Source organism: Comamonas sp. SY3, from assembly GCF_041730275.1.
GTDB lineage: Bacteria > Pseudomonadota > Gammaproteobacteria > Burkholderiales > Burkholderiaceae_C > Comamonas > Comamonas sediminis.
Window position 1 is genome coordinate 211,926 of the sequence record NZ_JBGTYN010000008.1, and the last position, 24,833, is coordinate 236,758.

The following is a 24,833-nucleotide window of genomic DNA, read 5'->3' on the forward strand; positions in this document are numbered from 1 at the left end:
CTTGACTCCGATGGCTCTTCTGGGGCTTGCACGCTTCAGGGTGCAGCAACAATATCGACACGGCGCGCCTGGCTGTCAGCGCCCTCGCCTGCGGTGATGGTCTGCGGCTTGCGCAGTTCGATGCGTGCTTCGGCCACGCCCTGCGCGACCAGCAGCTTGGCCACCGCCTGGGCGCGCTCCTTGGCCAGCAGCGCATTCTGATCGGCATTGCCGGTGCCATCGACAAAACCGGACAACGCTACCTTGCCGCTCTGGCCGGCCAGGGTCGCGGCCGCCTTCTTCACGGCTTCCTGCGCTGCGCCGTCCAGCTCGCTCTTGCCGCTGGCAAACAGCACTTGGGAGATGGGCGCTTCTGCGGCTGCTGCAGCATTGGCACCGGCCGACTCAGCGGCTGCTGGTGCTGCTGGTGCTGCTGCAGGATCTGCTGGGGCCGCAGAGGCTGCCCCTTCCGCTGGCGCTGCGCCCGGTGCAGCAGCAGCGGCTGGCGTGGCCGAGCCTCCGCCTTCAGGGAAGGTGCCGCCCCGTGCAGCGACAAACTGGGCGGGTTGCACCATCGTGCCCGTCTTGTTGCTCCAGTGGTTCTTGGTGAAGGTGACCACCGCCGCAAGGTCGGTATCGCTCAGTTGCTTCCAGGACGGCATGGCCCCGTTGGCGCGGCCTTCCAGCACCGTGTGCATCATGTCGGCCGTCGGGCCCAGTACCACCGGGCTGCCATCGAGCGCCTTGATCGGACCGGCGCCCTTGCCGTTGGCCTGGTGGCAGGCGGCGCAGTTGGCGGCATAGACCTTTTCGCCCCGGGCCACCAATGCGGCCAGCTCCCAGACCTTGTTGGGATCATCAGCCTGTGCGGCCAGCAGCTTCTTTTGCTCAGCCACCCAGGCGCTGTAATCACTGGCCGACAGCACCTTCACATGGATGGGCATGTAGGCATGCTCCTTGCCGCAGAGCTCGGCGCACTGGCCATAGTAGTCGCCGGTCTTTTCGGCACGGAACCAGGTGTCACGCACAAAGCCCGGAATCGCATCCTGTTTGATGCCGAAGGCCGGCACCATGAAAGAGTGGATCACGTCGGCAGCGGTGGTGATGATGCGCACCTTCTTGTCGACCGGCACGACCAGAGGCTTGTCGACGCGCAGCAGGTAGTCATTGGGCGCCTTGGAGACATCGCCGCTGTTCGACATCGCACGCTGGCCGCTGTCCAGGGTGGAGATAAAGCTCAGGCCTTCGCCTTCGCCGGTCAGGTAGTCATAGCCCCATTTCCACTGGTAGCCGGTGACCTTGACCGTCAGATCGGCATTGGTGGTGTCCTTTTGCGCGACCAGCACCTTGGTGGCTGGCAGGGCCATCAGGATCACGATGATGAAAGGCAGCACGGTCCAGGTGACCTCGACCGTGACCGATTCATGGAAGGTGGCAGGCACGGCCCCCTTGGATTTGCGGTGCTTCCAGATCGCATAGAACATCACCGCGAACACACCGACAAAGATGATGGTGCAGATCCAGAGCATCATCCAGTGCAGCGTGTGTTGCTCCTGGGCAATACGGGTAACGGGGGGAGCCAGGTTCATCTGCCCTACGGCCGGGCCGCCGGGAAGACTTTGCACCGCATGGGCTGCGGAAGTGAGGCCGGATGCCACCAGCAGCAGCCAAGAAGCCAGCTTATGAGAATCACTTTTCATAGTTGTCACTTACTTCTCATCTTCTCATCGTTATATAGGCAGGCTGAATGATGTGGGGGACAACATCCAGCCGCGTGGTGCAGACACCGCCGGGCGCATCTCCGCTTGCACCCGTACCACTTGGTCGTTACAGCGAGCATGGCCGCAACCGCGCAAGATTGCAACCCATGCAATCCCGGGATCATAGGAGATTGACAACAGCTGCTGTCCACCACTGGACAGCGCAGGAATGTGTTAAGGCGGCGGCACCGCCTGGGCGCTGCGCGTCAGCAGCCGCAAGCGATGCGGTCAGGCCCCGCCTGGTCGCCCTTGGCGCAGCATCTGTTGCATATCCTGCACGCTGATGCTGCTCTCGCCTTGCACCTTCATGCGCGGCGTGGGCTTGAAGGCATGGCCGTAGATGATCTCGAACGACAGCACCAGACGGCCCTGCTCCTGCGCATCGGCCAGCTTGGCCGTCAGCAAGGCGTCGAGCTGGTCGCGCCACTGGCGGCCGCGCAGGCCGCCAAAGCGGGCCGGGTGCAGGTTGCGGCCCAGCTCACGCAGCTCGGCGCGCAATTGCGCGGCGCCTGAATACGACAGGCTGATGCGCTCCATGTCCATCACCGGCTCGGCAAAGCCGGCCTGCACCAGCATATCGCCCCAGTCGTGCATGTCGGTGAACTCATGGCTGGCAGCAGGCCAGCCCTGGCTCGCATAAGCCGCGCGCAGCTCTTTGAGCGTGTCCGGCCCGAAGCAGGAAAACATCACAAAGCCGTTGACCGCCAGGCTCTGGTGCCAGGTCTGCAGCAGCTGCTGGGGGTTGGGGTGCTGGTGCAGCGCCATATTGGCCCAGAGCATCTGCACACTTCCCGGCGCAGGCAGGCCCCAGTGCAACTTGGCCTGGCGCCAGCGGCTCAGCGCCCACCAGGGCTTGTCCAGCTGGCTGCGCAGCAGCGCGGCATGGGCCGGACGGCTTTCGACGATGTGGATATCAGCCGCAGGGTAGCGTTCTGCCACCTGCTGGTGCGCCTCCAGCCCGCCGTAAACTGGCTCCCAACTGCACCAGGATTCGGGTTTTTGCACAATCCACTGCAGGCGCTCCTGCATCCGGCGGCCGACCTCCTCGTGCAGCCAGGGGCTGTGCGCAGGCGCGCGCCGCTGCCAGGCATGGGCGGCGTTGGGGTCGATCGAGGGAGGTGCGGTAAATTCAGCCATGGGGGACACCTGCGCTTTGGCGCGCAGATTATGGATTGGTATAAAAGCAATGACAGCAGCGACACCTGACAAGCACCGGCCCAGCCTGTGGCAGCGGGCGGCCCGGGTGCTGGGCCACCTGCCCAGCCAATGCCTGGTGTGCCGCAGCTGGCCCAGTGACTGGATCTGTGCGTCCTGCACCCAGGTCTGCTGGCAGCCAGGCCTGCGCCGCTGCAGCCGCTGCGCGCTGCCCTTGCCCGCCAGCACCGACGTCTGCGCCGGCTGCCTGCGCGATACACCGCTGTTGCAGTGCTGCCATGCCGCCGTGGACTATAGCCCGCCTTGGGATGGGATGGTGCTGCGGCTCAAATTTCACCAGCAGCTGGCATGGGCAAACCGGATGGCCCAACTGCTGCTGCGCACCCCGGGGGTCCTCGCCAGCCTGCAGCAGGCCAGCGTCATTCTGCCGGTGCCGTTGTCTGCCGGGCGCATGCGCGAGCGCGGCTACAACCAGGCGCTGCTGCTGGCCAAGGCCTTGTGCCGGCAAGCCCCCACTGGGTTGCGGCTGGCAGCGGTGCAGCCCCACTACCTGCAGCGGCTGCTGGACACCCCCGCCCAGGCCGGCCTGGACCGCGCGGCCCGGCTGCGCAACCTGCGCCATGCCTTTGCCCTGCGGCCGGGGCTGCAGGCGCAGGATCTGGGTGCGTGCCCCCTGCTGGTGGATGATGTGATGACCACCGGCGCCACCTTGGGCGCGGTGGCGCAATTGCTGCAGACGCGTGGCGCACCGGCCGTGCAGGCCCTGGTCTTTGCCAGAACGCTGGCGCCGGGCCAATAGCGCAGCGGCCCACCCCTGTTTGGCCGGGCCGCTACACTGGCGCCCTTGTTTTTGCGCATTTGCCATGTTCAACGTCGTCCTGGTCGAACCCGAAATCCCCCCCAACACCGGTAATGTGATCCGTCTGTGTGCCAATACCGGCAGCCGCCTGCACCTGATCGAGCCGCTGGGCTTTTCGATGGAAGACCGTCTGATGCGCCGCGCCGGCCTGGATTACCACGAATATGCCGCCACCCAGCGCCATGCCAACTGGGAAGCCTTCATCGAGCGCATGCAGCCCGCCGCCGACCGCATGTTTGCGATGACCACCCATGGCAGCAGCCCGGCCTTTGATGTGCGCTTTCAGCCCGGTGACTGGCTGGTGTTTGGCTGCGAAACCCGGGGCTTGCCCATCGCCGTGCGCGAAAGCTTTCCCACCAGCCAGCGGGTGCGCCTGCCGATGGTGGCCGGCCAGCGCAGCCTCAACCTCTCGAATGCCGTGGCAGTGACCGTGTTCGAGGCCTGGCGCCAGAACGGCTTTGCGATGCCGGACGGCACGCGGGCGCAGTAAACACCTACCAGCCCCGCCACCCCAGCGGGGCTCTCCGGCTCAAGCCGCGCTTTGCGTGCGCTTGACGAAGAACAGGCCCATGCCCACCAGCATCAGCAAGCCGCCAAACACCTTGTTCTGGATACGCATTGCGCGGCTGTCGCGCAGCAGGCGGCGCAGCACGCTGGCGCTGCCGGCGTAGCCATGCATCACCACCGTGTCGACCGCCAACGTGGTGGCAGCCAGAATCAGCAGCTGCAGCCACAGCGGGCGCTCCGTGGTCATGAACTGGGGCAGCACCGCCACCATGAAGATGATGCCCTTGGGATTGGTGGCATTGGTCAAAAAGCCGCTCAGCGCGCGCTTTTGCCAGCTGCCGCTGGCGGGCTGCTCGGCCTCGGTATCGATAATGCCGCCCTTGGCGCGCCACTGTGCAAAGCCGATGTAGATCAGGTAGCAGGCGCCGACGATCTTGACGGCATTGAAGGCCGTCTCCGATGCGATCAGCAGCGAGCCGACGCCGGCACCGGCAATCAGCAGAATCAGCAGCAGGCCCAGTTGCAGGCCCAGGATGGTGGCACTGGTCTTGCGCACCCCGTAGGAGAGCCCGTGGCTCATAGACAACACGGCGCCCGATCCGGGAGATACGGCAATGATGCAAGCCGCAACGAGATACGCCATCCAAGTATGCAAGTCCATGGTTCATCCTGGGGCAGCGGAGCCGTCCGCCACCAACACAGCCCCTTTGGGGCAAAGCGAGGATTATCACGCGGCCAGGCCAGGCACGCAGGCGCTGCGGCCATTGCCGCACTCTATTTTTTGATAGCTAGCGCGGCAATACCCACAAGCGCCAACCGCAAAACATTGCAATAAATTACCGTGACCCGGCAAATAAAAGTAATCTGTGCACCGCAACTACAAAACACCGATAACAAACCGCAAGCATGGAACACGCTCCCGCCTGGCTTACCTATACCTTTCTCTACCTGGCTGCCGCCGTCATTGCGGTGCCCATCTCCCGGGCGCTGGGCTTGGGCACCATCATCGGCTACCTGGTCGCCGGCATGATCATTGGCCCCAGCGGCCTGCAGCTGGTCAGCAACGTCCAGGACATCCTGCATTTTTCCGAATTCGGCGTGGTGCTGATGCTGTTCCTGATCGGGCTGGAGCTGCAGCCCAGCCGCTTGTGGAGCATGCGCCGCCCCATCTTCGGTGTCGGCACGGCCCAGGTGCTGCTGTGCACTGCCGGCCTGTTTGCCGCTGGCCTGGTTTTTGGCTATGACTGGCATCTGGCGCTGATTGCGGCGCTGGGCCTGGCGCTGTCATCCACGGCGATCGCGCTGCAAAGCATTGCCGAGCGCAACCTGATGTCCACCACCAGCGGCAAGACCAGTTTTGCGATTTTGCTGTTCCAGGACGTGGCTGCAATCCCGATCCTGGCACTGATTCCGCTGCTGGCCGTGGGCCACCAGGCTGCGCAGAACGACGGCAATGTGCTGATGGAAATCGGCAAGACGCTGGCCATCATCGTGGCCGTCATTCTGGTGGGCCGCTACCTGCTGCGCCCGGTGCTGCGCTGGATTGCCCAAAGCGAGTCGCGCGAGATATCGACCGCCACCGCGCTGCTGCTGGTCGTGGGCATTGCGTTCTTGATGCTGCAGATCGGCCTGTCGATGGCGCTGGGCGCCTTCCTCGCCGGCGTGCTGCTGGCTGACAGCGAATTCCGCGCCGAGCTGGAAGCCGATATCGAGCCTTTCAAGGGGCTGCTGCTCGGTCTGTTCTTCATTGCCGTGGGCATGAGCATCGACTTCTCCGTCATCCTGCAGGCACCGCTGACGATGCTGGTGCTGGTGCTGCTGTTCCTGCTGATCAAGTCCGTGGTCATCTATGGGCTCGCCAAGCTGCTGCGCATGCCGGTGCAGGAGCGCCCTCTCTTCACCTTGCTGCTGGCCCAGGGCGGTGAGTTCGCCTTTGTGGTGTTCAGCGCCGCCCAGGCGCAGCGCATCTTGACGCCCCAGCAGTCCTCGCTGCTGATCGGCTCGGTGGCCATCTCGATGGTGGCCACACCACTGATCGTGGCCGCGATGGACCGCTGGCTGATGCCCCGTTTTGCCAACCTGACCAAGGGCGACGATGTGCCACCCGAGCTCAGCGAGCAGCAGGAAGCGACGGTGCTGATCGCCGGTTTCGGCCGCTACGGCCAGATCGTCACCCGCGTGCTGCTGAGCCAGGGCATCAAGGCCGTCATCCTGGACCACAGTGTCGAGATGCTGGAGGTGGCACAGAACTTTGGCTACCGGGTGTTCTATGGCGACGCCACGCGCCAGGACCTGCTGCGCATTGCCGGCGCGGAAAAAGCCGAGGTGATGGTGATCGCGGTCGATGACGAGCTGCAGACCAACCAGATCGTGCGCCTGGTGCAGCAGCATTTTCCGCACCTCAAGATCGTCGCCCGGGCCAAGGATGTGGCGCATTGGTATGCGCTGCGCGACATGGGCGTGCACCATGTCGACCGCGAGGTGTTCGACTCCAGCCTGCAAACGGCCGAGAAGGCGCTGGAGTTGATGGGCTACAGCGAAGAAGATGCGCAGTATGTGGTGACCGTGTTCCGCGCGCACAACATTGAGCTCTCCGACAAGATGTACGAGCACCACCATGACCGCGAAACCATGCTGGCCGTTGCCAAGCAAGGCCGCGAGCAGCTGGTCGAGCAAATGGCCCGTGAGCGCCAGGAGCGGCAGGAGCAGGTGCAGGAAGCCAAGGATGCACCGAGCAGCCCCTACCCGCCGCCGCCCGAAGACCCGCACAGCCAGATCTGAGAACCTGTTGACAAGGGCCAGGCACCGGCCGCCCTTCCACCGGTTTAACCACAGCCCAGCGTAGCCGCCCAGCGCATGCTACGCTGTGCGCCCTATGTTCAACCCCTCCCAAGCCGATGTCCGGCGCTTTTTCTGCGCCGCCAATGCCAAGCACCAGGCGGGCCAGCCGATGGAAGCCATCGAGACCCTGGCCAGCCTGTGGATCGATGAGCACCCGGAGTACCGTGAAGACCTGAGCGACGTGGATGCGGCCATTGCCCGCAACTACGACCTGACGCCGGAAAAGACCAATCCCTTCCTGCACCTGTCGATGCACCTGTCGATCAGCGAGCAGTGCAGCATTGACCAGCCGCGCGGTATTCGCCAGGCCGTGGAGCTGCTGGCCAAGCGCCTGGGCTCGTTGCACGATGCCCACCATGTGGCCATGGAATGCCTGGGAACGATGCTGTGGGAGAGCCAGCGCTCAGGCCGCCCGCCCGACGGCAATGCCTATGTGGCTGCCGTGCAGCGCCAGGCCACCAAGGACTGATCGGCTAAAGACCGGCGGGCCTCAGTTCGCCGCTTGTTGGCTGCGAAAGCGCGATTCCGGCACGATTTGCAGCGGGCCGTCCAGACTGCCGATGTAGTTGGCGAGCGCCTTCATCTCGGCATGGGTGAGTTGCTTGGCCATGCCCACCATGATCGGGTGGTTGCGTCCGATGCGCGCATTCTTTTCGACGGTATAGGACTTCAGCGCCGCGTACAGATAGTCCGGGTGCTGGCCACCCAGCTTGGCATACGAAGGATCGAGCGGCTTGGAGAAGTTGTCGCCATGGCAGCTGACGCAGGTGCCTTTTTTCAGCAGTTCCGCCACCTCGGCGCTGGGCACCTTCGATGGTTTGTCCGCCAGCTTGGTTTCACCCACCGTGTGCTGCGCATAGTACGCAGCCAGATCGGCAATGTCCTGCTCGCTCAGCGAATCGGCAATCGCGCGCATCGTCGGGTGCTTGCGGTCACCCTTCTTGTAGGCGTGCAGAGCGGCATCGATGTACTTCTCGCTCTGGCCCGAAATCTTGGGCACCTGGTAGACCTCGGGGAAGCTGGCCTTGTAGCCCACAATGCCGTGGCAGCCAATGCACATCGCTACCTTGCCCTCAGCCGCCTTGGCGTTGCCCTTGATCTCCTGCGCGCAGATTGCGCCGGTCGCTGACGCGACAAGCAAGGCAAATATCGTGGTCCATCTTTTATTCATTGTGCGCACAATCGTGTGGTTCAGGCCACCGCAGTGATGCGGAGATCTGGGTTTATAGTCAACGCTGTACCGGCCCCGTCATCACGATTCTGCATCCACTTCCATGAAATTCCAAGGCACACAGAACTACGTCGCGACCAATGACCTCATGCTGGCGGTCAATGCGGCAATTACCCTTCAAAGACCGCTTCTCGTCAAGGGGGAACCAGGGACAGGGAAAACCATGCTGGCGGAGGAGGTTGCACAGGCGTTAGGCATGCCGCTGCTGCAGTGGCATATCAAGTCCACGACCAAGGCGCAGCAGGGTTTGTATGAATACGATGCGGTCAGTCGTCTGCGTGACAGCCAGCTCGCCGACCCCGAGAGCGCAAGCCGCGTCAAGGACATCAACAACTACATCATCAAGGGCGTGCTGTGGCAGGCCTTCACCGCCGACCAGCCGGTGGCGCTGCTGATCGACGAGATCGACAAGGCGGATATCGAATTCCCCAATGATCTCTTGCGTGAAATCGATCGGATGGAGTTCTACTGCTACGAGACACGCCAGATGATCCGCGCCAAGCACCGCCCGCTGGTGGTCATCACGTCGAACAACGAAAAAGAGCTGCCCGATGCCTTCCTGCGCCGCTGCTTTTTCCACTACATCCGCTTCCCCGATGCCGAGACCATGCAGCAGATCGTGGCCGTGCACTTCCCCAAGCTCAAGCAAGAGCTGCTGTCGGCCGCAATGAAGGTGTTCTTCGACATCCGCAACCTGCCGGGCCTGAAGAAAAAACCGTCTACCAGCGAGCTGATCGACTGGCTCAAACTGCTGGTGGCCGAAGACATTCCGCCCGAAGTGCTGCAGACGGCCGACCAGAAGATCGCCATCCCGCCGCTGGTGGGTGCGCTGCTGAAAAACGAGCAGGATGTGAGCCTGTTTGAAAAGCTGGTCTTCATGAACCAGCGCAACCGCTGACGCTGCCATGGCCACGCCGCAGCAACTGCTGATCGAAGGGCTGAGCGACGCGGCCGGTTTTCTGGTGGGCGCGCTGCTGGGCTGGGGCATTGCCACGCTGCTGGGCTGGCAGTTGTTCTCCGAAGGCTATGGCGCCGGCAGCATTGCCGCGATTGTGCTGGTCGGCCTGGGCGGTGGCGCGGGCTTGCAATTGGCCCGGCGCTGGCGCAGCCGCCGCCCCTCCAACCCTGAACGCTGAATAGAAAGAGGCATATGGCCTTCGTTGAACCCGTTGAATTGCGCGCCCGTGGCGTGCTGCTGACCCCGCTGACCCTGGCGCATGAGGCGGGCCTGCGCGCCGCCGCGCAGGATGGCGAGCTGTGGAACATCCGCGTGACCTCGGTACCCGAGCCGGAAAACACCCGTGCCTATATCGAGCAGGCCCTGGCGATGCGCGATGCCGGCAGCCGCATGCCCTTTGCGGTGGTGGACGAGGCCAGCGGCCAGTTGCTGGGCACCAGCAGCTACCACGACATCGTGCCCGCATTGAAGCGCGTCGAGATTGGCTACACCTGGTATGCGCGCAGCGTGCAGCGCAGCCATGTCAACACCACCTGCAAGCTGCTGCTGCTGACCCACGCTTTCGAGACACTGGGCGCTGCCGTTGTGGGCTGGCGCACCGACAACTACAACTTCGCCAGCCAGCGCGCGATCGAGCGCCTGGGCGCCAAGAAGGACGGCGTCATCCGACACCATGCGCCGCGCCGCGATGGCACCGTACGGGACACCGTGCTCTACAGCATGCTGGCCGGCGAATGGCCCGAGGCCAAGGCCCAGCTGCTGTACCTGCTGGACCAGCCGCGCTGAGACTTCAAGAGCTGCCAGCTCAGGCAGTCTGCAGGTTCAACACGCCCAGATACTGCTCCGGCAGAATCTGGCGCAGATGGGTTTTGACGTTGTCGGCATAGCCGGTATTGGTCATTTGCTCCAGAAAGCGGACCATGTCCACCAGGCCCAGCAGCAACTCGGTCTCATCGCTGGCCTGCTGCACCCGCACGGCCAGCGCCATCGCATCGGCACTGCGCTGCATCTGCAAAATCCCCACGGCATACATCTTGCAGCCGGCCAGCGAGCGTTTGCTGCCATGGCTGGCCCGCGTCTGCTCCACATATGCAGCCGCCACCGGTGCGGATGCGGGCCGAGCAGGCGATGGGGGTGCGGGCGTGCCTGGCGGGACCGGAGGCGCGGCAGGCGGTAAGGGCGGAGGCGGTGCGGCGGACTGCTGCGTGGCCAGATAGCCGGACAGGACCAGGGCATCCAGCACACTGCCCGCGCTGTCCCCGACCCAACGCGCAATCTCTTGACGTGAGCGCTGGCCGTCGCACAAGATCAGAATCTGGCGCTCCTGCACGGACAGGCTGCCGCGATCCCGCAAAGCCTGGCGTGCCTTGTCCGTTTTGATCATCACCATGACAGCTAGCCTTCCGAGTACCCGTTAGACTGGAGAGGCTAGCGCCAAACTGTTACGGATTGTTTACAAACCATGTTGATAGACTTTTTCTACACCTTGCGCGCGGCCAAGTTGCCGGTGTCGGTCAAGGAGCTGCTGACGCTGCTCGAAGCACTGGACAAGGGCCTGGCCGGTCCCCGCTCCCAGGATGCCTGGAGCCTGGACGACTTCTATTTCCTGGCTCGGCTTTGCCTGGTCAAGGATGAAAAGCTGTTCGACAAGTTCGACCAGGCCTTTGGCGCCTATTTCAAGGGCATGGAAATGCTCACCGACTGGAAGAAGGAGCTGCCCGAGGACTGGCTCAAGCAGGTGCTGGAAAAAGAGCTGAGTGCCGAAGAAAAGGCCGCCATCGAGGCGATGGGCTGGGATGAGCTGATGGAGACGCTCAAAAAACGCCTGGAAGAGCAAAAAGGCCGGCACGAGGGCGGCAGCAAATGGATTGGCACCAATGGCACCAGCCCCTTTGGCCATGGTGGCTACAACCCGGCCGGCGTGCGCATTGGCGGCCCGGGCAAGAGCCGCAGCGCCGTCAAGGTCTGGGAGCAGCGGGCCTACCGCGATTACGACGACACCCAGGAGTTGGGTACCCGCAATATCAAGGTGGCGCTGCGCCGCCTGCGCCGCTTTGCCCGCGAAGGCAACGACCTGGAGCTGGACCTGCCCGACACCATCCGCGCCACGGCGGCCAATGCCGGCTACCTCGACATCAAGATGGTGCCCGAGCGCCATAACCATGTGAAAGTGCTGCTGCTGATGGACGTGGGCGGCACGATGGACGACCACATCCAGCGGGTCGAGGAGTTGTTCAGCGCCGTCAAAAGCGAGTTCAAGCACCTCGAGTTCTACTACTTCCATAACTGTGTCTACGACTACATGTGGAAGAACAACAAGCGCCGCTACGCCGAGAAATTTCCGACCTGGGACATCATCCGAAAATACAACAAAGATTACAAACTGATCTTTGTCGGCGATGCAACAATGAGTCCATACGAAGTCCTACAAGCTGGAGGCTCTGTTGAGTACAACAATGAGGAACCTGGAGCCGAGTGGCTTAAACGATTGACCCATGCCTTTCCAAAACACGCCTGGATCAATCCGGAGCCGCAAGGCGTGTGGCAATACCGCCAAAGCATCAGCCTGATACAACAACTCGTAGGTGACCGCATGTTTCCCCTGTCGCTCAAAGGGCTGGAGGACACAATGCGTTTGCTGTCAAAGTGACCATGCGCCAACGTCTGACGACGCCGGTCCTGCCGGCGTTTTTTATTCTTACTGCTGCTCTGCTTGCAGGCTGCAGCAGCACCCCCAAGGGCGACGACGCGGAGGATTCCGCGACGCATGCCAGCAGCGAACCCGCGTTTGATATCACCGTCAAGGCCCCCAAGGAGGTGCGCGAGTACCTGGAGCAGCACCTGGAGCTCAAACGCTATCGCAACTTTCCCGGGCTGCAGATGAGCGAGATGACGCGCCTGCTGGGCAGTGCCGATGAAGACGTGCGCGAGCTGCTGGGCACCTTGGGTTACTTCAGCCCGGAGATCAAGATCGATGCCTACGACACCGGCACCGCGCCCGCAGACACCGGCATCTCGACAGACAACAGCCAGGCACGCCCCCAGTTGCTGATCGAGGTCGAACCCGGCCCGCAGACCAAGGTGACCGAGGTCGAGCTGGACTACAGCGGTGAAGTCACCCAGGAAAAGAACTTTGCCGCGCGCCGCGCGCGCTTTCAACGCAACTGGGATCTGCAGCCCGGTGAGGGCTTTACCCAAAAAGGCTGGAGCAGCGCCAAGTCCGAAGGCCTGCGCAGCCTGCAGCGTAACCGCTACCCCACCGCCAAGATCAGCAACAGCCAGGCCAACATCGACGGCGATACCAACGAGGCCAAGCTGTCGGTGGGCTATGACAGCGGCCCGCTCTACAAGTTCGGCCCGCTGCGCATCGAGGGGACCGAGCGTTACGACGCTGAAGGCATCGCCCGCATTGCCCGCTTGCCCAGCGGCCAGAACTACAGCGAAACCGACATGCTCGATGCCCAGACCCGGCTGGCCGCCAGCGGCTACTACGATTCGGTCTTTCTGACCTTGGACACCGACACCGCCAACCCCAAGGAAGCGCCGGTCATTGCCCAGGTGCGTGAAGCCAAGCTGCAAAAGGTGGTGTTTGGTATCGGTATGTCGACCGACACCGGGCCGCGTCTGAGCCTGGACCACATCCACAACAAGATGCCCGGGCTGGGATGGCGCGCCGTGAGCAAGTTCTCTTTTGAACGCGACAAGAAGCTGCTGTCCACCGAATGGACCGATCTGCCCAAGGAAAGTGGCTGGGCCTATTTTGGCGCCGGCGAGGTCAAGCGCGAACTCAATGGCGACTTCACCGTCAACTCCATGCAGCTGCGCGGTGGTCACAAGAAAAGCTCGGACCATATCGACCGCAGCGCTTTCCTGCAGTACGACTTCTCCTCGGTGCAGGGCCAGGAAAGAATCCCCTCCAGTAGCGCCTTGAGCGTCAATTACGGCTGGACGGGCCGCTACTTCAACAACAATACCGACCCCACGCGCGGCTACGGCATTGCCGCCGAGCTGGGTGCCGGCTACACCATCACACCAGAGCGCGAGCCCTTTGTGCGCAGCCTGCTGCGCTGGCAGGGCTTTGTGCCGGCAGGCAAGGTCACAGCGCCCAATGGCAGCTCACGCAGCGCGCGCATTGCGCTGCGGGCCGAAGGCGGCGCCATCATGGCCAAGGATTCGGCCGTGATCCCTGCGACCCAGCTGTTCATCACCGGCGGCGACACCACCGTGCGGGGCTATGGCTACAAGAAGATCGGTACCCGCATTGCGGGCGACCAGGTCTATGGCGGCCGCTACATGTATGTGGGCAGCGTCGAGTACCAGCGCCCCCTCGTACGCAATGGCGAGATCAGCGCCTGGGAATCGGCGGTGTTTGCCGACGTAGGCTCGGTCGCCGACAAGGCTGGTGATCTGACCCCCTTCTGGGGCATTGGCACCGGATTGCGCTGGCGCAGCCCGGTCGGTGCGCTGCAGGCCGATGTGGCCTATGGCCTCAAAGATGAACGCTTCCGCTTGCACTTGCGTCTGGGATACAGCTTCTAAAAATGGCAGATACACACGCTATTGCACCTCCGGCCAGCGCGGCGCCTGCTGCGGCGTCTCCGCCCAGCGGCCCCCGTTCCCCTCAAAAGCGCAGTGGATGGCGGCGCGCCGCACGCTACTTGCTGTGGTTGCTGCTTGCCCTCATCGTGCTGCTGGCCGCCTTGCTGGGCGGCGCTTGGTGGTGGACCGGGCAGAACGATTCGCTCGCCCGCACGATCACTCTGGCCCAGCGCTTTTTGCCGGCCGACATGCAACTGCAGGCGCAGGATGTGCAAGGCAGCCTGCGCGGCGGTGGCAGCATCGGCCAACTGCAATGGAGCAACCCGTCGCTGAGCGTGCAGGTGGAGCAGGCCACCATCGGCTGGAGCCTGGACAAGATCTGGGACCGCGAGCTGCGCCTGGCGCCCATCCATATCGCCAAGCTCACCATCACGCCAACGGGCATCGACAAACCTAAAGAGCCAACCAAGCCTCTGGAGCAGTTACCGCTGCCGCTGCGTGTGCTGGAGGTGCCTTTTACGGTGGACGAAATCGTCTGGGCCGCGCCGCAGCCCGTCACCGTCACGCAGTTGCAGGGCCACTACCTCTACGCCGCTGACAAGCACCAGCTGCAGATCGACCAGGTCGAAGCCTTCAATAGCCGCCTGCAGCTCAAAGCCGATGTGGATGCGCTGGCGCCGATGCAGACCAGCGCCGTTCTGAAAGCCCAACTGGACCAGCCTGCCACCGATGCCCTGCCCGCCATCCTGGCCGATGCCGGTGTGCAGGTCAGCGGAACCTTGTCGGGCCTGGATGCCGCTTTGCGCGTGCAGGCCCAGGTCAATCCCCAGTTGCCCGCTGCAACGGCCAAGGCGGCAGACACCCCACCCGCGCCAGCCCCCAGCAACAAAAAAACCGCCAACAAGGCCCCCTCGGCCCAGGAGAAAGCCGCCAAGACCCAGGCCGCCCGCTCGGCCCAGGCACTGGCCGGCGCCGCGCCCATGCAGGCCCATGTGGATGCCACCGTCTACCCCTGGCGCCCCTGGCCGCTGGGCCCGGCACAGGCGCAGTTGCAAAGCGTCAACCTGGGCGCCTTCTTGCCCAGCCTGCCCACCACCTTGCTCAACGGCCAGTTGGCGGTGAGCGAGGCAGCGCCCGAGCTGGTCAGCAGCACCCATGCCGCCCATCCCGCACCAGCACTGGTGGATGTGCCGGTGGACCCCACGGCCGGCAAGGCCGATGCCACCACTTCTGCCGATGCCCAGGATGCCGCCCCCGCAACGCCCCCTGCGCTGCTGCCCGTGCCGCTGGATATCCAGGTCGATATCAAGAACGCCCTGCCCGGCCCCATCAACCACCAGCACCTGCCGGTCAGCGCCGTGCAGACCCACGCGTTGTTTGACGGCCAGCGCGTGGATGTCCTCGAAGGCAGCCAGGTACAACTGGGCAGCGGCAGCCTGACGGCCCAGGGCCACTACCGCCTGGCAGACCACCATGCTGGCATCCAGGCGGCGCTGCGCGCCATCAACCCGGCGCTGGTCGATACCCGCATCGACAGCGCGCCGCTATCCGGCACCCTGTCGGCCCAGTCGCAGAACGAGGCCATTGTCTTTGACGCCAATATCACCTCCGACCGCCGCACGCCTGCCAAGGCCAGTGCAGCCAGCACCAGCTTGCCGATCGACCGCGTGGTCGCCAAGGGCCAGTGGAAAGCACCCGAGCTGCAGCTGCAAAGCGCGCAGATCGATGCATTGGGCGCCCACATCAACGCCAAGCAGTTGACCGCCAATATCGACCAGCGCAGCGGCGCGGGTGAGCTGTCGGTGCAGGCACCCGGTGCCAATCTGGATGCCAAGGCCCAGGCCACGCCTCAGCAAGGCCAGGGCAATGTCTTGCTGCGGCTGAGCAGCGCCGAGCAACTGCTGCAGTGGCTGCGCAAGGTGCCGGGCATGGCCCAGGCGCTGCCCGAGGGCATGCTGGCCCAGGGCAGCCTGGATGCCAAACTGCGCTTTAGCGGCGGTTATGGCGATGCGCTGCGCCAGCTGCAGCAGGCCGGCCTGCTGGCCCGATTGCCAGAGGGCATTCCCTCTGGTGGCCAGCCCTTTGCACTCGACGCCAGCATCACCACCCCGCAGCTGAGCGTGCGCCCCAGCGCCGATGCCGCCGACTTGTGGCAGCTGCGCGATACCGAGCTGGCCCTGGTCGGCAACCTCAAAAAGGTGCAACTGGACCTGCGCACGCAAGCCCAGCATGGCGAGCAGCAAATGGCCGCCCAGGTCAGCCTGGCGGCCAACAGCACGGCCGCCCAGCGGTGGAGTGGCGCCTTGAGCAAACTGCAAGCCCGCGCGACGCTGCCGCCCAACAAGGAGCCCTGGCAGGTACAGCTGCAGCAGCCGCTGGACTTCCAACTGCAGCTGCCGGCAGGCAGCCAGCCCCTGCGCGCCAGCACCGGCGCCAGCCAGTTGCAGCTGACCGGCCCCCAGCCCGGCACGGTCACCTTGCAATGGAACCCCTTGCAGTTCAGCCAGGGGGCGGACAAGGCTGTGCAACTGCAAAGCACGGGCACCCTGCAAGGCCTGCCTGTGCGCTGGATACGCGCCTTTCAAAAGCCCGATCCGAGCCAGGCGCAAAAGCACAGCCCGCTCGATTCGGACCTCGTCGTCCAGGGCCGCTGGGATGTCAACACGCAAAACGGCCTCAACGCCAAGCTCGAGATCGAGCGCGCCAGTGGCGATCTGCAGCTGCACACCCAGGGCAGTGCGCCGAAGAACGTGACCTTCCACTCCAGTGGCAAGGAAGGCGCCATCTCCAAGGCCTTCTCGGCAGAGGGCCAGACCGTCGTCGCGCGCATCCGCACTGCCAAGGTGGAAGTCACCGTGCAAGACCGCCAGGTGCGCAGCCGCGTGCAGTGGGATTCGGTCAACGCCGGCCAGCTGACGGCCGATGTGCAAACCGCGCTGCAGTACGAAGGCAAGAACTACCTGGGCGCCACCGTGGCGCCCGATGCGCCACTGAGCGGCAGCATACAGGCGCAAATGCCCGACCTGGGCATCTGGGCCAGCTTTGCGCCCCCGGGCTGGCGCGTAGCGGGCAGCCTGGCGGCCAATGTGCAGTTGGCAGGCAATCTGCAAGACCCGCGTTGGAGCGGCACCATCACCGCCGACAAGATGCACGTCCAATCGCAGCTGGATGGCGTGGACCTGCGCAACGGCAGCCTGCGTGCGCAGCTCAACGGCAATACATTGGAGCTGCAAAGCCTGCACTTTGACGGCGGCGAAGGCAGCCGTGCCCGCATCGCCGGTTACAGCGGCAATCTGACGGCCGCGCCCACCAGCGGCGGTACCCTGGATGCCACCGGCACCATCAGCTGGACCATGCCGCAAAACGGCGCTGCACCCGATATCCGCATGGACATCCGCACCCAGGCCAAGGCCCTGCAGGTGCTGGTGCGTGCCGACCGCCAGGTCAGCGTCTCCGGCCAGGTGCGCAGCCAGCTGCAGCAAGGCCAGATGAGCATCACCGGGGACCTGACCGTGGACCGCGCCAGCATCATGCTGGCCGATGAATCCTCGCCCAAGCTTGGCAGTGATGTCGTGGTCAGCACCAAGGCCAGCCGCGCAGCCGCTGCCGAGAAGGCCAAGCAGGAAGCGGCCAAGGCCGCCCAGGCCAAGCTCGATGCCCCTGCAGGCCAGGTGACACCCGCCAAGCCGCTGATCCTGAACGTCAAGCTCGACATGGGCCACGACTTCGCGCTGCAAGGCTATGGCATCACCACCCGTCTGACTGGCACGCTCAATGTGCAAAGCAGCGGCGGCGCCGGCATCGGCATGCCGCGTATCACCGGCGTCATCAGCACCGAAGAAGGCCGCTACCGCGCCTGGGGCCAGGTGCTGAATGTGGAAACCGGCCTGATCCGTTTCAATGGCCCGTACAACAACCCCTCGCTCGATATTCTGGCGCTGCGTCCGAACATCGCTGTGCGGGCGGGTGTGCAGGTCAGCGGCTCGGCACAGGCGCCGCGCGTGCGCCTGTACTCCAACCCCGAAATGCCCGATGCGGAGAAGATCTCCTGGGTGGTGATGGGACGCGACCCAGCCGAAGGTGGCGCCAGCAGCGCACTGATGCAGCAAGCAGCGCTGGCCTTGCTCAGCGGCGGCTCGGGCGAGAGCATCACCGGCAATATTGCCAAGGGCCTGGGCCTGGACGAAATCGGCTTTGGCGGTACCGACCGCGACTCCGCCAGCCTGTCCCTGGGCAAACGCATCTCGCAGGACCTGTATGTGACCTACGAAGCCGGCCTGGCCGGCACCCTGGGCGCGCTCTACATCTTCTATGACTTCACCCGCAATCTGCAGCTGCGCGGTTCCGCCGGTACAACCAGCGCGCTGGATCTGATCTACACCTTGCGGTATGACTGATTGAGCCCCTGAGCCACAGATCGCGAGCAGTGCGCAAGGACATGCCTCCGCCCCGTTGCAAAACGGCGGAGGCATGTTTGTCAGTGGGAAGCCGGGGTTGCAGTTGCCGTTTCTCAGGCAATGCAGGCGTCAATCCTGGGCCATGCCAAAGAATCCAGCACCGGACCAGGGCGCCTCGCCTGCACCACTGCGCTGGCTCCGCACCCTCGCGGCAACAGGCGCTGGCAACTGTGCCAGGACCTTGGGAAAAGCTCTGCAATAGGCCGTTTGCACGCCGGCCATCTCGGCCAGCTGCCGATAGCTGATCCAGGCGCCCTCGGGCACCGCGCAGGCCACTTGCTGGACCCTCTGCTGCCACTGGTCGCTGAACGCAGGCGCTATCGCGCGGCATACCGCTATCGCTGCGCCACGGCGGATGGTTCCGCCTCGCAGCACGCGGGCAAGCATGCCTCGGTCTCGGCCGATATTCGCAACGATCCCTGGCGCCCTGCGCTCCAGCAGCCTGCAGGGTTCACAGACAAACGTGATCCAAAGCACCACGTCGCTGCCAATCCGCAGCAGATCACCGGAAGCAAGTCCCCGGGCCGGGAAGTCCACCCGCAGATTCTCCCTAAGAGTGCCGTCCGCTAAATCCCAGCGCCGGTAGGCACCGTTGTCCGCGATCAGCAGTTGCCGGGGAGACAGAAGGGACGCATGGCGATCCTCCGCCAGGCCATAGCCGCCGATGGCCTGGGCCTCCGCCACCGATCGCGGCCCAGGCGCCTTGCCGGCTCTGACGTAAAGCGCTTGCAGGGAACCGATGGGTTGCCAGCGATCATGGAGCGCCGCCAATGGAGGGAGTGGGGTGGAAGGAAAAGGAAACATGCTGTGAAATTTTGCGCTTCAGCAGGAGTTTGCCTGGAGTCGCGACTTCTTGCAGCCCAGGCAGCGAGCTGCGCTGAGGGGGCGTGCCGCGTGCGGATCAACGCATCGGATGCAGTCCCCCGCCAGATTGGCTGCGAGGCTCGGCAAGTCCTCTACAATAGGCCGCTGTCCCTCTCCGTAGTTCAATGGATAGAACGAGTGCCTCCTAAGCGCTAGATACAGGTTCGATTCCTGTCGGGGGGACCATGATTTTGCAATGAAATCATAAACTTACATCAAAAAATCCAGCAAACGGGACAAGACCGGGACAAAACCAGACTAATTAGACCTATTTCGGCAGGTCGTTAGCTGGTTTTTTTATTGGTGAAGATTGCGTTTTGCCGCTGCTCTTTTGATGGACTGTGCCGGCCGCTGCCGGCTGTGGCCGGCCCGTGTCGTCTGCCACTCATCGCCAGCTCCAGCGCTAGGCTATCGCCGCTCCGGCGCGGCTCCAGAGCAAGGCACCTGCCGCCCTACCCCGGCGAGCCCCCCCCACCCTTCGCTGGGATGGTCCGGCTGGCGGCGCGACCCGTGCAGCGCCCCCTACCCTCTGCAGGGTTAGAGCTTCATGTGGTCGGGAGACAACGGGGATCAGCCGGCGCTGGCTGGCAGCCGCCGCCCGATGTTGATTTTTAGGAGCTACGTTGTAAGGGTATCGAGTGGTGCTCGAAAGGGGAAATTTCCAAATTGCGAAATTTCGCAAGTTGCAGGGGGATCGCCAAACGCTACCCCCTTCCAGCCGGAATAATTTCTGGAATATTTTTCGCCGGAAATTTCACCGCTTCGTGTCTGGCGCCAACTCGATAGTCCGCACATCGTCATTGCTCAGGCCATACCGCCTAGGCTGCAGCCAATGCACCCAAAGCCCTTTCATCCAGGCCAGCGCATAGAGCACGCTGACCGCGAAGATGCCCCATTGCTCGGCCTTCCAAGAGGCGTAGAACCAGAACGGCTGGCCCAGCATGCCGAAGATGCACGCCCAGCGCCTGAAGCTCTCGGAGCGGGCTTGCGACAGCCAGGCGGCTGCTGCTCCGAGCACCGCGATGGCAACTTGATCGATCTGCATGGGATCACCCTCAATACTGTATAAAAATACAGTCTACCCATCAGGCAATGGCCCCACAAACAAAAAAAGAGCCTCCCCAGTGCCGTAGTGGCGCCGGGGAGGCTATGTCTATTTCAGCGCTGGTCGGGTGTAGTTGGTAAGCACGCCACATGCAGCAGCTCGAACACATCAGCACCAGAAGCTAGCTGTTCGACGGGCCTTGTAGGATTCTCCAGAGAATAGGCTCCTCGCTCCCCTTACGCACCGCGTGTGATTTTCTGGACTTCGAAAACACCAGGGACAGCAGCGCACCCTTGAGTCCGCTCCAGGCAGTTTTGAAAACCCTTTCTTTCTGTTAGAGCGGCGCGGCTAATTACCGAATCGCGTTGTATTTTTTCAAGATCTTGACAGTCTCGTCGATTGGCAGGGCGTCGACCACATGACCATCTACGCCCTTGGTCGTGGTAGCACGCAGCAGTGAGTTGTAGATAGCCTCCTCGGTTGCTTCAACCGTTGCCAAAAAAAGTGGCGAGACTGAGCCATTACCCAGCACCGGCGTAGTGCGCAGCGCTTCTGAGGCCTTCACACGCACCTGCGTGGCCGTGCTGAAGGCAATCACGTAGTCTCCACTGCCATTGGTGGCGGGTGACCCCGTCCGCGCCAAACCCATCATGGCGCGCTTGGCCAAGCGCTCTAGATTTCGCGCACCCAATGGCGCGTCCGTGGCCACCACCATCATGATGGAGCCATCAGCCTTGTCGCTAACCTTGTCAAAATCAATCACATTAGCCGCCACTTGAACTGGACCACCGGTCGCGCTGGACTGCTTGTTGGCTTTTTCACGCTCAAGCTCCTCTTTCAGGAAGTAGCGGCCTAACTCTTGTCCCACGGGCGCGCCGTTCATCGTTAGCACTCCTCCAAAGTTGGTTTGCACCAGCACGCCTACGGTATAGCCGCCCGCACTTTGTGGCACCACACGCGATGCGGTTCCAATTCCACCCTTGAAACCAAAAGCCTGCGTACCGACACCCGCGCCCACGACACCCTCCTGCACCGGGCCTTCATTTGCACTCTTCAATGCAGCGAACACCTCTGCCTGACCGACATGGCGACCGCGAATATCGTTGAGGTAACCGTCATTGGTCTCGCCCACCACCATATTGATCGAGCGCACCTGTTCGTTGCCTGGCAGGCCCAGCATCCAGTCCATTCCCGCATCGGCCACGCGCGGCACATTCAGCGTCCCTGTTAGCAAAATGGGGGATTCAATCTCACCCAACTCTTTGATCTGCGTGACGCCCATCAGCTTGCCAAAACCGTTGCCAACGTAGACCGCAGCGGGCACCTTCTCTTGAAACAAGTTTCCACCGTGCGGCAAGATTGCTGTCACGCCAGTGCGAACACCCTCATTCTGGATAAGCGTGGTCTGGCCTACACGCACGCCCGCCACATCGGTAATGGCATTGAGCTTGCCCGTCGGCAATACGCCGTTGACTAGACCAATATCACGGGCACGCGGGCGCTGCGCGACGTTGTCGGCATTTTGCGCATAAGTGGAGGTGAGCGATGCAGCGATCAATGCGCTGGCTAAAATCGAGCGTGTAAAACGCATGGTGTGCTTTCTAGTGAAGTTTGAGTTGCATTACCCTCAGGGGCGCATTTGCACCGCAAGGCGCCTAGATCGGGTAGCGGCGTATTTTCAAGCAACAACCATGCCATGCTCGGTCGCCAAGCAGACAACATGGACTTTGATAGGCTTGACCTCTCTGATGGCCATGTTTGGCATTAGTAGCCTCCGTAGGCGTCAAGACTAAATTCCAAACCTCCTCCGGGCGGTTTTTTATTGCGCTGTGCAGGCCTGGTCGCTATCGTCACCGCTCAGCCGGCGCTCAATGTTCACCTGGTCGCACAGCGCGGCTACTTCGGCATCCCGTCGTCTAAGGTCGCCTCCGAGGCTTGCGACCACGCCGAGGCCTTCTGCAAGCTTGCGGTCGAGGGCTGCGGCTTTATCTGCAAGATCACTGCGGGCAACGGCGTCGGCTTGGGCTTGCGCACGATAAGTGGCGGCTCGGCTGTCGGTGTCGCGGTGCAGGCGCTCAGCGCGGGCAAGCTCAGCGCGCACATCCACAGCAATGCCAGTCTTGAGGCTCGCCAGGCGGTCGGCGCTGTAGATCGTGTCTTGGGCATGCTTGCTTTCCTTGATGGCGGTTTCGGTTTCGTCGGCTCGAGCGGCTTCAGCCAGAGTGGCTTGGCCCCTGGCCTGCTCGGCGCGCAGCTCGGCGATGGTCTTGCTGGCCTGCCAGCCTTTGACCACCCAGCCAGCGGAGAAGGCCATGGCAGCGATGACGGCCGCCAGTGCGGCTTTGATCTGCCAGGTCATAGCCCCACCTCGCAGATCTCGCCGTTGGCATCGCCCCGGGCCTGCAGGCCTGGCAGCACCACAGACACCCCTTTAACCGTGCCTCGATTCCAGCGCGGGTTCTCACGGCATGCGCCCACCACATCCCCTGCATTGGCCTTGCGCAGCAGGGTCGAGGTGTATAGCGCGCCTTCCCCCTTGTTGTGGATGAAGTCGATGAACACTGCTTGCTGCAGCGGGGTGTAGGTGGTCCAGAGGCGGAACATGCTCATGGCAGTGCGCTCGGCCGCCAGGTAGCGGCTGCGCTCCAGGGCGTAGCAGTCGGCCGGCGTGTAGTACCGGCCAGCCACCACGGCTCGGCCCGTGATGCCGTTGCAGACGGTCAGCGGCTGACCCTTGCCCAGCTTGTCCACGTAGGGTGTGCCAATGTGGCGGTAGCTGCTTTCGTAGTAGCTGCCCATCACCATGGCGATCTTGACCGCCTGGGATGTGCCAACATCAGCTGCCACAGCCTGGATGTACTGGCTCTGCTCGGCCATGGCCTGGGCTGCCGCCTGCTCGCGCTCGACTGCCACATAGCCGCCAGCGCCTGCCGTCAGGATGGCCAGGGCCATCAGGCCAGAACGCAGGGCATCAGGTACGCGGCTCATAGCTCGGCCCTCTGCGTTTCAGTCATTTTTTGGTAGTCCTCAAACAGGACTATCCGAGTCTTGCGCGGCTTGACCCAGCCCCAGCGCTCAAACGCCGGCCGCCACAGCTTCTTCCAGAACCACTCGCAGATGAGCAGCACCGTGTAGAGCGCCGCCACGATCGAGGCGATGGTCCCCCACGGAATGGAGTTCACCCAGAACCAAGTCTCAAAGCTGGAATTGACCGTCGCTGCCTGGGCGATCTTGTCTGCCACATCGGCTTGCGCGGCCGTGGCCAACGTAACCGCACTGGTTGCCTTTGCGATCGGCATGCTGATATCTGTGCTCTGCATTGAGACACTCCCTCAGAAATAAGAAAACCCGCCGAAGCGGGTTGTGTTGTGTGTTGTGGCGAGGGTTACAAGGTCTCGGCGTAACCGAACAGCTCCACCAGATCGGCCGCGGTCAGGTTCAGGCCTGCCGCCAGCAGTAGCACCGTGGGGCTGTCCGACTCGATGGCCGCCGATCCCTGCCAGTCCACCAGGGCCCGGTAGCGGTCGAACTCATCGGGGATCAGATTGATCTGCGCCTCGATGTCCTCGTTTTTGATGCCCTTCATGTCGAACAGCGCAAGCAACGCCTGGCGCTTGGTCACGGTCACCCGTGCAGCATCCCGGGCGGCCTGCTCGGCTGCCAGGCGCTCGGCTTCCCGTTGTACCAGTTCCTCAGCGCTCAGTGGCACGACTTCCCACTGCTGCAGATAGCCTTCCCCCGTCTCCAGTGGGGCCAGCTCCACAGCCTTGTGGGTTGCCTGCACGAATGCAGGAGGCTCAACCGGCGCAACCAGCACATAACGCTCAGGCGCTTCGAAAGGCACAGGAAAAGACATGTTGTGCGCGTGCCGGCCGATGATGTCAGCCGGGCTCAGCGGGTAGTCGCCTGTTTCTTTATCGATGTACATGTTGACCCTTTAGATTGCATTGCCCAGGCGTGTGCCTGTGGCGAGCCAGTTGATGTAGGCGTTGCCGTCCACATAGTTGCCTGCGGGCTGCCCTGCACCTGGTGGGAAGACTTGAATCAGGTTGTAGTTGCCAGATGCAGTACCGGATTCGCCACTTGCGCCAGGCTGGCCAATGGCCCCGCCATTGCCGCCGCGTCCGCCAGTTGAGACGCCAATGCCCCCGACCGAAGACCCCCCAAGCGTCTCGGATCGCCCAGGATCGCCGTTTCCCGGAGCCTGCAAAGTCAGTGTGCTAATGGTGCTAAAGCCAGCGCCTGCACCACCGGCACCCCCGTCACCTGCGGCGTAAAACGATGGTGAATTAGGATTTTGAATGCGCAATGATCCGCCGGCCCCACCTGTGCCACCCGCGCCGAAGATCGTGCCGCCCGCATTGTCGATATTGATCAAGGTTCGGGTGTAGAGTCCAAAAGCGCCGCCCACCATCGCGCCAATTCGCCCGCGATTGATGATGGTGAGCAGGCCGCTTGGGATATTTGCAATGCTGAGCGCCGCTACATCCACTCCCGCGTTAATGGTGCAATACAGCGGTTCGTAGCCAACCCAACCCGCAGAAATAGCAAGAGCTCGGATGTCCGGGCTCCTGACACTGGCTGCGATGTTGAAATACACCGGGCCCTTGATGAGCAATGGTCGGTATGCCATATCAG

The 24,833-nt window shown here is 63.2% G+C and carries 23 protein-coding genes and 1 tRNA gene; 11 read left to right on the top strand and 13 right to left on the bottom strand.

The window, feature by feature from the left end; translation table 11 throughout:
* Positions 1–35: 35 nt before the first annotated feature.
* On the bottom strand, positions 36–1,679 hold the full coding sequence (gene coxB, locus ACCQ08_RS13125) for a cytochrome c oxidase subunit II (RefSeq protein ID WP_373450025.1): 1,644 nt from the start codon (positions 1,677–1,679) through the stop codon (positions 36–38).
* 288 nt (positions 1,680–1,967) lie between these two features.
* Positions 1,968–2,876, bottom strand: coding sequence for a biotin synthase (locus ACCQ08_RS13130; RefSeq protein ID WP_373450026.1), 909 nt, complete (start codon positions 2,874–2,876; stop codon positions 1,968–1,970).
* 49 nt (positions 2,877–2,925) lie between these two features.
* Here ACCQ08_RS13130 and ACCQ08_RS13135 point away from each other — a divergent pair, with 49 nt between their 5' ends.
* A complete protein-coding gene (locus ACCQ08_RS13135) occupies positions 2,926–3,693 on the top strand; it encodes a ComF family protein (RefSeq protein WP_373450027.1) in 768 nt (255 codons plus the stop codon).
* A gap of 64 nt (positions 3,694–3,757) precedes the next feature.
* Positions 3,758–4,243 carry a tRNA (uridine(34)/cytosine(34)/5-carboxymethylaminomethyluridine(34)-2'-O)-methyltransferase TrmL gene (gene trmL / locus ACCQ08_RS13140; RefSeq protein WP_373450028.1) on the top strand — a complete coding sequence of 162 codons (486 nt, stop codon included), beginning with the start codon at positions 3,758–3,760 and terminating at the stop codon, positions 4,241–4,243.
* A 39-nt stretch (positions 4,244–4,282) separates the two neighbouring features.
* On the opposite strand, the gene ACCQ08_RS13145 is transcribed toward trmL, so the two are convergent.
* Positions 4,283–4,921: a LysE family transporter gene (locus ACCQ08_RS13145; protein WP_373450029.1), complete on the bottom strand. Its 639-nt coding sequence runs from the start codon at positions 4,919–4,921 to the stop codon at positions 4,283–4,285.
* A gap of 245 nt (positions 4,922–5,166) precedes the next feature.
* Between ACCQ08_RS13145 and kefC the strand changes: the two genes are divergently transcribed.
* Complete coding sequence (gene kefC, locus ACCQ08_RS13150) at positions 5,167–7,041, top strand: glutathione-regulated potassium-efflux system protein KefC (protein WP_239809284.1); 1,875 nt, start codon at positions 5,167–5,169, stop codon at positions 7,039–7,041.
* Positions 7,042–7,135: 94 nt separating this feature from the next.
* Positions 7,136–7,570: a DUF1841 family protein gene (locus ACCQ08_RS13155; protein WP_239809285.1), complete on the top strand. Its 435-nt coding sequence runs from the start codon at positions 7,136–7,138 to the stop codon at positions 7,568–7,570.
* 21 nt (positions 7,571–7,591) lie between these two features.
* On the opposite strand, the gene ACCQ08_RS13160 is transcribed toward ACCQ08_RS13155, so the two are convergent.
* The gene (locus ACCQ08_RS13160) at positions 7,592–8,272 is read right to left on the bottom strand and encodes a cytochrome c (protein WP_373450030.1); all 681 of its coding nucleotides are present in this window, start codon (positions 8,270–8,272) and stop codon (positions 7,592–7,594) included.
* 103 nt (positions 8,273–8,375) lie between these two features.
* Here ACCQ08_RS13160 and ACCQ08_RS13165 point away from each other — a divergent pair, with 103 nt between their 5' ends.
* The 3 genes from ACCQ08_RS13165 to ACCQ08_RS13175 are packed head-to-tail and all read left to right on the top strand — an operon-like array spanning position 8,376 to position 10,076.
* Positions 8,376–9,230, top strand: a complete 855-nt coding sequence (locus tag ACCQ08_RS13165; protein WP_239809287.1) for a MoxR family ATPase — start codon at positions 8,376–8,378, stop codon at positions 9,228–9,230.
* A gap of 7 nt (positions 9,231–9,237) precedes the next feature.
* Complete coding sequence (locus ACCQ08_RS13170; RefSeq protein ID WP_239809288.1) at positions 9,238–9,468, top strand: hypothetical protein; 231 nt, start codon at positions 9,238–9,240, stop codon at positions 9,466–9,468.
* Positions 9,469–9,482: 14 nt separating this feature from the next.
* On the top strand, positions 9,483–10,076 hold the full coding sequence (locus ACCQ08_RS13175) for a GNAT family N-acetyltransferase (RefSeq protein WP_239809289.1): 594 nt from the start codon (positions 9,483–9,485) through the stop codon (positions 10,074–10,076).
* 19 nt (positions 10,077–10,095) lie between these two features.
* On the opposite strand, the gene ACCQ08_RS13180 is transcribed toward ACCQ08_RS13175, so the two are convergent.
* Positions 10,096–10,680, bottom strand: coding sequence for a hypothetical protein (locus ACCQ08_RS13180; protein WP_313334189.1), 585 nt, complete (start codon positions 10,678–10,680; stop codon positions 10,096–10,098).
* A 72-nt stretch (positions 10,681–10,752) separates the two neighbouring features.
* Between ACCQ08_RS13180 and ACCQ08_RS13185 the strand changes: the two genes are divergently transcribed.
* From ACCQ08_RS13185 to ACCQ08_RS13195, 3 genes are read left to right on the top strand one after another with little or no spacing between them, the layout of a single operon-like run.
* Positions 10,753–11,940 (top strand): VWA domain-containing protein, encoded by a 1,188-nt coding sequence (locus ACCQ08_RS13185; RefSeq protein ID WP_312452451.1) that lies wholly within the window; start codon positions 10,753–10,755, stop codon positions 11,938–11,940.
* Between the two features lie 2 nt (positions 11,941–11,942).
* Entirely contained in the window at positions 11,943–13,829 is a 1,887-nt protein-coding gene (locus tag ACCQ08_RS13190) for an autotransporter assembly complex family protein (protein ID WP_239809292.1), read from the top strand.
* A gap of 2 nt (positions 13,830–13,831) precedes the next feature.
* Positions 13,832–18,226, top strand: a complete 4,395-nt coding sequence (locus ACCQ08_RS13195; RefSeq protein ID WP_373450031.1) for a translocation/assembly module TamB domain-containing protein — start codon at positions 13,832–13,834, stop codon at positions 18,224–18,226.
* Between the two features lie 129 nt (positions 18,227–18,355).
* Here ACCQ08_RS13195 and ACCQ08_RS13200 read toward each other — a convergent pair whose 3' ends face one another.
* Entirely contained in the window at positions 18,356–19,090 is a 735-nt protein-coding gene (locus ACCQ08_RS13200) for an MOSC domain-containing protein (protein WP_373450032.1), read from the bottom strand.
* A gap of 171 nt (positions 19,091–19,261) precedes the next feature.
* On the opposite strand from ACCQ08_RS13200, the gene ACCQ08_RS13205 reads away from it, so the two are divergent.
* Positions 19,262–19,336 (top strand) — tRNA-Arg (locus tag ACCQ08_RS13205).
* A 568-nt stretch (positions 19,337–19,904) separates the two neighbouring features.
* Here the strand turns inward: ACCQ08_RS13205 and ACCQ08_RS13210 are convergent.
* The 7 genes from ACCQ08_RS13210 to ACCQ08_RS13240 all read right to left on the bottom strand — a co-directional run.
* Positions 19,905–20,195: a hypothetical protein gene (locus ACCQ08_RS13210; protein WP_373450033.1), complete on the bottom strand. Its 291-nt coding sequence runs from the start codon at positions 20,193–20,195 to the stop codon at positions 19,905–19,907.
* Positions 20,196–20,547: 352 nt separating this feature from the next.
* The gene (locus ACCQ08_RS13215) at positions 20,548–21,786 is read right to left on the bottom strand and encodes a P1 family peptidase (protein WP_373450034.1); all 1,239 of its coding nucleotides are present in this window, start codon (positions 21,784–21,786) and stop codon (positions 20,548–20,550) included.
* Positions 21,787–22,014: 228 nt separating this feature from the next.
* The gene (locus ACCQ08_RS13220) at positions 22,015–22,554 is read right to left on the bottom strand and encodes a hypothetical protein (RefSeq protein ID WP_373450035.1); all 540 of its coding nucleotides are present in this window, start codon (positions 22,552–22,554) and stop codon (positions 22,015–22,017) included.
* Complete coding sequence (locus ACCQ08_RS13225) at positions 22,551–23,183, bottom strand: glycoside hydrolase family protein (protein WP_373450036.1); 633 nt, start codon at positions 23,181–23,183, stop codon at positions 22,551–22,553. The genes ACCQ08_RS13220 and ACCQ08_RS13225 overlap by 4 nt, the downstream gene beginning before the upstream one ends.
* Complete coding sequence (locus ACCQ08_RS13230; protein ID WP_312417732.1) at positions 23,180–23,515, bottom strand: hypothetical protein; 336 nt, start codon at positions 23,513–23,515, stop codon at positions 23,180–23,182. The genes ACCQ08_RS13225 and ACCQ08_RS13230 overlap by 4 nt, the downstream gene beginning before the upstream one ends.
* A 65-nt stretch (positions 23,516–23,580) precedes the next feature.
* Entirely contained in the window at positions 23,581–24,123 is a 543-nt protein-coding gene (locus tag ACCQ08_RS13235) for a hypothetical protein (protein WP_373450037.1), read from the bottom strand.
* A 9-nt stretch (positions 24,124–24,132) separates the two neighbouring features.
* Positions 24,133–24,833, bottom strand: a 701-nt coding sequence (locus ACCQ08_RS13240) for a hypothetical protein (protein WP_373450038.1), incomplete at its 5' end; no start/stop codon positions are given.